General features: G+C 30.9%; 10 protein-coding genes. 2 read left to right on the forward strand and 8 right to left on the reverse strand.

The features are described from left to right. Positions 1 to 282: 282 nt before the first annotated feature. The 4 genes from ABH957_RS29250 to ABH957_RS29265 all read right to left on the reverse strand — a co-directional run bounded on the left by ABH957_RS29250 (position 283) and on the right by ABH957_RS29265 (position 3891). Positions 283 to 1749: a plasmid recombination protein gene (locus tag ABH957_RS29250; protein ID WP_404458370.1), complete on the reverse strand. Its 1467-nt coding sequence runs from the start codon at positions 1747 to 1749 to the stop codon at positions 283 to 285. A 506-nt stretch (positions 1750 to 2255) separates the two neighbouring features. Then, complete coding sequence (locus ABH957_RS29255; protein WP_404458391.1) at positions 2256 to 2399, reverse strand: hypothetical protein; 144 nt, start codon at positions 2397 to 2399, stop codon at positions 2256 to 2258. 22 nt (positions 2400 to 2421) lie between these two features. Continuing rightward, positions 2422 to 3423, reverse strand: a complete 1002-nt coding sequence (locus ABH957_RS29260; RefSeq protein ID WP_404458367.1) for a trypsin-like serine peptidase — start codon at positions 3421 to 3423, stop codon at positions 2422 to 2424. Positions 3424 to 3501: 78 nt separating this feature from the next. Next, on the reverse strand, positions 3502 to 3891 hold the full coding sequence (locus tag ABH957_RS29265; protein WP_404458364.1) for a DUF3221 domain-containing protein: 390 nt from the start codon (positions 3889 to 3891) through the stop codon (positions 3502 to 3504). Between the two features lie 444 nt (positions 3892 to 4335). Here ABH957_RS29265 and ABH957_RS29270 point away from each other — a divergent pair, with 444 nt between their 5' ends. Then, the gene (locus tag ABH957_RS29270; RefSeq protein ID WP_404512893.1) at positions 4336 to 4908 is read left to right on the forward strand and encodes a tyrosine-type recombinase/integrase; all 573 of its coding nucleotides are present in this window, start codon (positions 4336 to 4338) and stop codon (positions 4906 to 4908) included. Positions 4909 to 4929: 21 nt separating this feature from the next. Here ABH957_RS29270 and ABH957_RS29275 read toward each other — a convergent pair whose 3' ends face one another. Continuing rightward, positions 4930 to 5172: a DUF3937 family protein gene (locus ABH957_RS29275; protein WP_404458385.1), complete on the reverse strand. Its 243-nt coding sequence runs from the start codon at positions 5170 to 5172 to the stop codon at positions 4930 to 4932. A gap of 298 nt (positions 5173 to 5470) precedes the next feature. Here ABH957_RS29275 and ABH957_RS29280 point away from each other — a divergent pair, with 298 nt between their 5' ends. Further along, on the forward strand, positions 5471 to 6136 hold the full coding sequence (locus tag ABH957_RS29280) for a helix-turn-helix domain-containing protein (protein ID WP_404458382.1): 666 nt from the start codon (positions 5471 to 5473) through the stop codon (positions 6134 to 6136). A gap of 437 nt (positions 6137 to 6573) precedes the next feature. On the opposite strand, the gene ABH957_RS29285 is transcribed toward ABH957_RS29280, so the two are convergent. From ABH957_RS29285 to ABH957_RS29295, 3 genes are all read right to left on the reverse strand, one after another. Next, positions 6574 to 7134 carry a MerR family transcriptional regulator gene (locus ABH957_RS29285; RefSeq protein ID WP_404458379.1) on the reverse strand — a complete coding sequence of 187 codons (561 nt, stop codon included), beginning with the start codon at positions 7132 to 7134 and terminating at the stop codon, positions 6574 to 6576. An 829-nt stretch (positions 7135 to 7963) separates the two neighbouring features. Next, positions 7964 to 8260, reverse strand: a complete 297-nt coding sequence (locus tag ABH957_RS29290) for a hypothetical protein (RefSeq protein ID WP_404512895.1) — start codon at positions 8258 to 8260, stop codon at positions 7964 to 7966. A 617-nt stretch (positions 8261 to 8877) separates the two neighbouring features. Continuing rightward, positions 8878 to 9516 carry a MarR family transcriptional regulator gene (locus ABH957_RS29295; RefSeq protein WP_404458373.1) on the reverse strand — a complete coding sequence of 213 codons (639 nt, stop codon included), beginning with the start codon at positions 9514 to 9516 and terminating at the stop codon, positions 8878 to 8880. Positions 9517 to 9589 lie beyond the last annotated feature (73 nt).

The raw sequence follows: 9589 nt of genomic DNA on the forward strand, positions 1-9589 counted from the left end.
CAAAATCTACAACTTTTGTCATAAAATAATTCTCTCCCTTAGTGGAAGGAATCAACTTTTATATGTTAGAATGTATATAGAATATATATTGGTTGATTCCAACCTTATTAAGAAAAACCGCCTGCCGTCCAAAGCATGGGCGGTTTTTCTCGTTTATACGTCTTTCTTTATAATAACATGAAACACCTTGTTAAAGCTTTCCATCTCTTGCAAAAACACAACATTCAACACTCTTTTTCTTCTTCAAACTCATGCAATTCAATGCTTTCATCATTATCAATCCTATCTTTCCCTATCAAAATCTCGATGTCTGCTTATTTCTCTCTTATGTTCACGTTCAAATTGATTATCTATTCCCTTGCTACCCAATTCATTTTTAATAAGCCCTCTAAACGCCTTAAATTGCTCTTTAAAAACTTTTTTCGTTTGCACATACAAAACTCTTATATTCGTCTGTAAACCCTTTATATGAGCTTTTAATGAGCTGATTTCTCTATTTAATACACCAACTTCTTTTTGTAACTGACTTTTTTCTTGTTTCAATGTTCGATTTTCTTCCATCCATCCCTCTGCATGCACTTTTAAACTCTCATTCTCTTTCACAAAATCTGTCTTTTTCAAACGATCATAATCCTTTTTAATAGTAACCGCTGCATTCACTTGTTTTGTAAATTCTTGATATTGTTCCGGTGATAATACATAATTTCTTGTCTCTTTCTTCGTGATTTCAGCTTTCCCAATCATTTTATCCTGTACTTGTGTTATTACTTCTTTACGCAAAAACGGAATTACAACGGGCTCATTTGGAACTTGATCCGTAGCACTATCTAATTCTTTTTGCATTTGTTTTACTCTTTTTTCTAATTCTACATGACGCTGGCCAATTAGCTGCAGCTTTTCACTTTCACTCTCTACTTTTTGTTTCACTATCTCTAATTCTTTGTAGTTATCAACGACATCACTTTCCAAACCCTTTTTCGCTACTTGTAATTCATTTGTTTTCTCTTCAACATTTTTTAAATGATGATCAATCGTTTGTAACTGCGTTTCTTTTTCTTGTACTTGATTCTCAACAAGTGATTTTGTTTCTGCATATTCCTTGTATTGACGGACTTTCATGTATTTATGTGAACCTACATTGGCACGTTCAAAATTCGGGAGGTGTTCTTTCGCTAATTGCTCAATATAGGCCGTTTCTAATTCTCTCCAATGTGCAATTAACTTTCTTCCCGTTCCTTCTACACCTTGTTGTTGCAAGGCTCTATCCATTCCGACACGCCTCGTTAATCCTCGACTACTTTCGAAATTCGGTACATAGTTAATATGTAAATGCGGATTGGCTTCATCATCATGTAAAACCATGTTATAGACTACTAGATTTGGATTTCGCTCTTGAAACGCCTCAGCATAGCGCTTCAGTGCTTCCTTTTTGGCCTCCCTATACTTTGGGTCGTCTTTGCCTTCACCAATCGCTACAACCAGTTCTCGTTGCTCATGCGTCTTATCGTCTTTATGTATTTTGTCATAGTAATCATCAATCTTACGGTCATTCCGTTTTTGTTTCTCGTTATACTTGTCCACCGCTTTTTGAAAGACATCCTTGTATACACTTCGGATGTCCTTTTGAACAAAGTAAATATTCTCATCTAATCTGGCTGGATCTATGCCAGGATTTCCATGAATATTTTCTCTGTTATTGTGGCTTAATGAACTTTGGTGAGATTGATTAAATGAGATAGACCCCAACATAAAATACCACCACTTTTCCTAGATTAATTGATACCATAAGTCTAGCAAAGCGACGAAATGGAGTCAATTAGAGTAACCCTATACTTATTTTGACGCTAACGCATCAAAATCGATAGGGGTCTGCGACGCTTTTCGGCTTTGCCGAGCCATGCTTAGCATGGCAAAAAAAGACCTTGGACTCTGTCCAAACCTGCCGGGGAACTCTTCCCCAGACCCCCTTTATCGAACTCCCCAACCCCTCAAATCCTTGAGGGACTCCCTCGCCGGTTGGCGGGGTCAAACGTATACCGTTTGACAATCTAAAAGGGTTTTAGTGTAGTTCAGTTGGTCAAGTAAAATACTCCCTTCGCTTCGCTAGGTCCGTTTTAATTGACCAACACAAGTAATCATTTTTACTCTCGTTCATTATTAATACTCTTTAATTCTTTTAAAAAACTGTAGAACTAAAAAGAACCGGGCAATTTATGCCCAGTTCTTTTTTAGTTAGATTTCTCAATTTAATTATCTTATTTCACGCTTTCTTTAGAAGTTGCTGATACTGCATCTTTAAATGCATCATGGATTTGTGAAAAAGACGTTTTTCCATCTGCACTAATTGTAATCGATTGATTTGGACTATTTTCATTTGATTTTAGGTTGTCCAATTTCATCAAACTAAAATTCTATTTTTAATTAACGCGCATATGTAATAAAGTCATACATAGGCTTAACCATTTTTGGACCACCATTTGAATCTATAACTTTATTACCACTTAAATCATACCCACCATTATGAACACCAATTATTTGATTTGAAGAGTTCAACATAGCAGAACCAGATTGTCCACCGTAGGTATCAATTTCATAGAAAGCTAAGGATGAATTTTCTTGTAGAATCGAACCAGAAGATCCCCATTGAGATACAACCCCTGTACTTTGTGCTTTATCTCCAGGATATCCGTATACTTTTATTCCAACACCTTTTATACTACTAACTTGTTTAATACCTAAACTACCAACAACATCACCGATATGTGAACCTCCATTTGTTGATACTTTCATTACTGCAAAATCATATTCAGAACTACCTCCGCTATTAATATATCCAGAAGGAACACTGTAACTTTCAATATTATAATATCCATAACTATAGTGTGAATCGTTTAATGCCGGAATAATATATCCAGTTTTTAAATACTGTTTAGTGTCCGTGTCGTATACACAATGAGCATTAGTTAAAACTGTATCTTTTCCAATTACAGTCCCTGTGCACATATAATCACCATCAGGGAAGGACGTAGAAATATATGATATTGAACGATAGGGTTGTGTAGATGTATCAGATACCTTGTTTCGAGTATCATTCCCGAAAACAACCTCATTTGGTTTATCTTTTTCTTTAGGTAATCCTAATTTATTTAAAGGTTTTAAATTAAAGGGAGCTCCTGGTGTAATTTCCTTTCCATTCCCAATTATTCCAGTGTTAATTTCATCGTAATCTTGTTGTGTTAAAGACTTTGAGTACTCATTGAATTTTACTATAGTACCATCAGATTTAATCATGTCGTAAGGACTACTTTGGTTTTGAGTTAATATTTTTTCCGGTTGAACGGTTGTTTCCGCCGAAGCGAAACTAGTAAAAGAGATGAGACTAAGTGAAAAAACAAGAGAACAAGCAAACTTTTTAACTTTCATTTTTATTCCCCCCATAAATTTAATACACAAAATAATTTTACAAAAAATGAGAGTTATTTGGAATAAAATAAAAATTTATCAACTTTTTACCTTTTCGTATTTTTCTATTATCAACTTTTGAGGATATGATTCTACTACTTGTTTTATCCATATTTTTATCTTATCTCCACTTTCGATATTTTTTAATAAATTGGAGTTATGAGAAGTTAATATAGAATCAGATGGGTGCTGTTTGTTTTTAATTTTATCAAGAATATTCTGATAATTCTCGTTGTCCTCATTTTGAATGAAATAAATTTTATTATTTTTGAATATAACATACCCTTCTTTTATAGATGACGTTTCGTTTGTAGGGTTTACAGTAGAATCTAAAGCGATTTCTTTTACAGGTTTTTTTATAATAAGCAGAGCCATGCAGGTAATAAGTAACAGTATAACTATTACGATAATCATCTTATTGTTTTTCATATTAACCTCCTCTGTATATCTTGATACATTATAAAATAGCACAATTCAATAGCAAAAAAATAAATGTAACCTTACTTTAAATAAAGTTACATCCAAAAATCATTTTCATATGTCAATTTGGAATAAAGTTTAATCAGAAATATTTTAAAATCCCTTATTTGATAAGAGACAAAAGGAATCTATTTTGAAAAAAGATTGATCAAAACAGATTCTTACTTTATGAAACATTATACAATTTTTATAAAAAAACTTAATCAAAACTCACTTAATTTTTTTACTTGATGGAATAAAGCATCGTATTCTAAATTGAAAGTAAACTTTTCAATATTAGTTTACATTCGAATCCCTTTAAACATTGACTTATCACCAAATCTCCTGATATCCTCAATTTATATAACAAAAAGTATACATTCAAAACACTATAAATAAAGAGGTCATAAATCCATGAATAAAAAATCACATCTTATTGATGTACAACCCATCCGTAGCAAAGAACAGATCGAAGATATGAAATGGGCCCTTAAACGTCATTGTTCCGAACGAGACTATATCCTATTTTTGATTGGTATTCATACTGGATTACGTGTTAGTGATCTACTTCAGCTTAAAGCACACACTATCGTAAAACTAAAACGAAAAAAGAGAAAAGAATTCAAAATCAAAGAAGGAAAAACAAAGAAAGAACGCATGATTAACCTTACTTCTATTTTTGATGAAGTCTATTCGTATGCCCAAACACTAGAAAACAACTGGTTATTTCCTTCAAGAAAAGGAGAGAAACCCATTAGTAAGATCCAGGCTTATCGACAATTGCAAAAAGCCGGAGATTTTGCTGGTATAGAATCTATCGGAACTCATACCATGCGCAAGACCTTCGGTTATTGGTTTTATAAGCAAACAAAAGATGTCGCTATGTTGCAAGAAATTCTAAATCATAGTACACCCCAAATCACACTAAAATACATTGGAATTAATAAAGAAGAAAAAGACAATGTACTTGATAACTTCTATATTTAAAATCTATCAAAAAAACGACATCTACATAGATGCCGTTTTTTCTGGTGCTTTTTTTGTAAATTGATATAAAGCAATTGCTCCCAAAATAACAAGTATTCCTTCAGGAGCATCTAATAATACTGTTTTCCATGTTCCTGAAATTAATAATTCATTACCTGTAGAGGCTTTATAATATCCTTTTACACAACCAATAGTAAACTGAATTATAGATAAAGAGACAAATAGCCATAAACCAAATCGAATCATTTTTTTATCTTTAAACATATAGCACCCCTTAAATATGAAATCGTAATATTAAATAAAATATATATATTATCCATGTTTCTGTCAACAAATGGATAATATATATATTTTATTTCAAATCAAAACTTATACAAAATTTATCCCCTATAATTTCTTTTATTAACTATATAATTCACCTTCCTAATTCTTAATTATCAAGAAGATAAATCACAATAAAAAGATCCGCAACAGATTATTGCATGCCTTTTTTATAAACGCTACGATGCGTTTCTTACTATTTAACATTAGAATAATTAAAGTAATTAAAGGAGGTACATATATGGACATTGGAAAAAAAATAAAACATTTAAGATTAATAAATAACATGACACAAGAAGATGTAGCCAGCCAATTATTTATTTCAAGACAAGTTATATCTAAATGGGAACTAGGAAAAAGTCTTCCCGATCTAACCAATTTATTAGCCTTAAGCAATCTATTTAATGTTTCGATTGATTCTTTATTAAAGGAGGATTCAAATTTGCAAAGTCAGATAATAAAACAAAGCAATTATAAAAGATATTTATTAATAGCCTCTCTCTACATATATTCTTTAATTACTATTGTTGTTATATTTTATTGTCTCATTGCCTTTTTACTTATACCAAAGGACATAAAAACATCCGATCTAAAGGTTATTAATTCCCATTTTTATCAAGAAAGCGATAAAAAAGAAATTCTATATATTTATAGTAAATTAACACCATTCTTCTCCAATTATTCAGGAGATTATAGCATTCAAACAAAAGAACATGAAATAAACATTCATGCTAATCGAAATTCAATTCCTTTTAGAAATAAAGATGTTTTATTTTCAATTGAAAAAGATATACCCCATGGAATAGATTGGGAAGAAAAAGATGTTTACATTGTAGATGAAAACAATAAAAAAATACTTATATATAACCATAAAAATAAACAACTGTATTACCAACTAAAAAATTAAAAAGTAGGCGATCAAAATTAAAAACATTTATAAATATATTTTTATACTAGCTACTCTTATTCTTAATATAATTAGTTCTCTACTGATTATGAATACCGGATTTACACCAGGTAATATAGTATTTGCTATTACATTTTTATTTTTCACCATGCTATTCCAATCAACTACAATGCTATTTATTATATATATGATTAAAAATGATACATCTAAAAAAATGAAAATAATATTATATATTTTTTTAACACTAGATATATTAATCTTTTTATTCTTAATAAATATGACATATATAGCAGCAAGAGCATTAAAATATTATTAACATCTTTATAGCAAGGGAATGCTTGTAAACTGATCTATACTGCATTCCCTTATTATATGTATGCTATATTTCTATTCTTCTTTTTCCGACATTAGAACCCCACAAAGAATAGCAACTACATTTAATTTTTAAACAAACCGAAAAAGCCTTTCCGTTTTTGTTTCTGATTTTGCTTCTGCATATCTCTAATATTTTCAAGCAATAATTGATCTCGTTTTTCTAGCTTCTTCTCTATAAAAACTTCAAGTTCACTATTTTTACTTTCTACTTCCATTAATTTTTTCTCTGTATTAACCAAATGCTCTTTTGTCGTAACTAATTCATTCGTAATTTCCTGTAATTTTTGAACAAGCGCTTGATTGAATTGATTTTGTAATTGCTGATTTTCTAAAACCTCATCCAATTTCTTTTCTAATTCCGATTTTTCTTCTTTTGAAACAAATGAATCAAGTTCCCCATTCCGCCATGCTCGAACCTGATCATAAGACCACTTTTGTAACTGTATTTTTTCTTTAATTGCTGTTAATTCTTCTATATTTTCCTTAGAATACCTACGATGCCCTCCCTGGCTTCGTTCCGTTTGTATATTAAATTCATTCGACCATACTTTTAATAAATCGGGAGTCACCCCTAAACGATCTGCAACAATTTTCGGTGTATACATTTCCGATTTTAGTTCCAATTTTAATTCCTCCCCCAAAAACGGAATACGTTTTTTACTCATAAAACAAGATTAAATCAACATTTTAATCAAAATCGGAATTCACTTACAACTGATATCACAACCGATTTTAAAATCGAATTAATTTCGAAATACATTTCGATTTTAACACTAATACTCATTACTTCTCGATACCCACACCAAAATCTTTTTTATTTATACAAGATTTTATGCAAAAAAAGAATAGAAAGGATCCCCAGATTCCCTCTATATCAATGATGTATAAAATCCTGTATACGAGATATCTAGACAAATAAAGAAGAATCCCTGTAAATACAAGGATTCTATCAAACGATTTGCTACCGATAATGAGACGTTATGTTAACAGTTCATGTATAGAGTATACATTGACTTTTACTTTTGGATTTTACATAAACTAAAAAAACTAATTTATATAGAATTAGCTTTTTTAAATCATTATCAAAAACATTCCTAAACCTATAAGTAGCAAAGATCCCCCAAGTTGAATAATCCAAAATGGTATAACTATTGTTTTTATAGATATACCATTTTGGGAAAATCTAAAACGAAGACTTTTGTAAATATTAAAACCACCAATAATAAATAAAAATATACCAACTATATAAGAAAATAGGTGCATATTTTAATTCCCCTCATTTTGTTTAATAAAATTACAATCTATTACCAAATTAACATAAATTGTAATACATATGAATTATTTACTTCCGTTTTCGAATTTTATGTAAATAAGCTGTCCATATGGACAGCTTATTTTATTTTTTGCTTAGCGTGTTTTTTTCCAAAATGCTGGCGAGCCCCCATAATGAACTTAATTTTGGGGGGATTTTTCAAAATAGAAGCCTGTCCCATTTGCTTGTGGAACAAATCCTTCTTGAACTGACCCATTTTCCACCATATCTTGTTCTTCTGATGTTATAACAGTGATAACATCTTTCTCTTTTGCTATTGCATTTTCTCTTTGATCTTGTTCTTTTTTAGTAACATTTTTGTATTGATCTCCATCAGTTTGTGCAAATACCTTTGTACCTTGAAAATCTTTTACAAATCCAATTGATAATACTAAAGCACTTGAAAAAACAATAGATAATACTAATTTTCTTTTCATAAATAAACCTCCTAATATTTTTAATCTTTTCCATACTCTTACTGTGAATCTAAATAAAATAATACAATATATTATCAAAAAATACTGTTATAAATGGGAATTTTTAAGTTCTCCTTGTTTTTGGGTGTGAGTGCTGGCTCGTCGTGTGGGGGCGAAACCCCACATAGCGTTGATTCCATATAGAAAAAGAAGAATACCTTGAACGGAAGAACTGGCGGTTCGGCTGGTACAATTGCTGGTCCAAGTCGAGCAACTTAACCCCGTTTTTGGTCTGTTCGGCTTGGCGAAAGATAAAAACCAGCCGAAAAAAGTGCCGCAAGGACACAATAAAAAAAGAAAAAGCATTAGCTTTTAGGTGAGGATAAACGAACCGACTTTTTTTATTGTGAGGGTGGAGATTTTTGAGTGTTCTTCTCAAAAATACGACCCGTTCCTTGCGGAACTTTTAGCTATATATATAAGAGTGAGAAGAGCAAAGTGAAGAAAGGCAGTAATAACAAGGGTTTATAAGATATAGGGTGTCAAAAAAAAGTGACACCTGTGTCAAAAAAAAGTGACACCTAAAAAAAGGTAAATAACAATAAAAAAAAGAACGCAAGATTATTTTTTGCGTTCTTTTAAAATAAATAAATGGGTAGTTTATGTTTTTTCTTCCCTTGATCTTCGACTTTAAAATTTCTTAATGAATCCCTAAAAATATGTTGAGTTGCTTTATCTATTCCATCTTTAGGAGAGCAACACATAACATTTGGATTTACAAACCATGTACGGCTAGTACAAACCCGTCCATCTTCAGTTGCAACACCTGATTGTGCAACTGCTAATACTCCCTTTTTTAATAAACCATTCATAACACTAGAAATACTTTGACGAGTCATTTTAAACTTTTCAGCTAAATATGTAGGCGATGCTGGATTATTTGTCTCACGTTCTACAAGAACATTGGTTTTAAACTCTACAGATGAAGTTAATTTGAATAAAAAAGCTTCTTCCTTACTACTTAAATAACCTATTTCAATCAGATAATCTATATTATCCATTATGATTTGCACAAATCTCACCCGATCTGTAGGTTTTTTCTTTTTACCTATGAAATATTCTTCCCCACCAGACATTTTACTTAACATCTGTAAAAGCATAACTCTTTCTTCTTCTGAATATCCACCAGTTTGCAATTGATCATAAATACTATCAATCTTACTATCTCTTATTTTCGCTTTTTTTTCAGCTTGTCCAAAATCTACAACTTTTGTCATAAAATAATTCTCTCCCTTAGTGGAAGGAATCAACTTTTATATGTTAGAATGTATATAGAATATATATTGGTTG

It is taken from the genome of Bacillus sp. RC242 (assembly GCF_044908245.1).
GTDB classification, from domain to species: domain Bacteria; phylum Bacillota; class Bacilli; order Bacillales; family Bacillaceae_G; genus Bacillus_A; species Bacillus_A mycoides.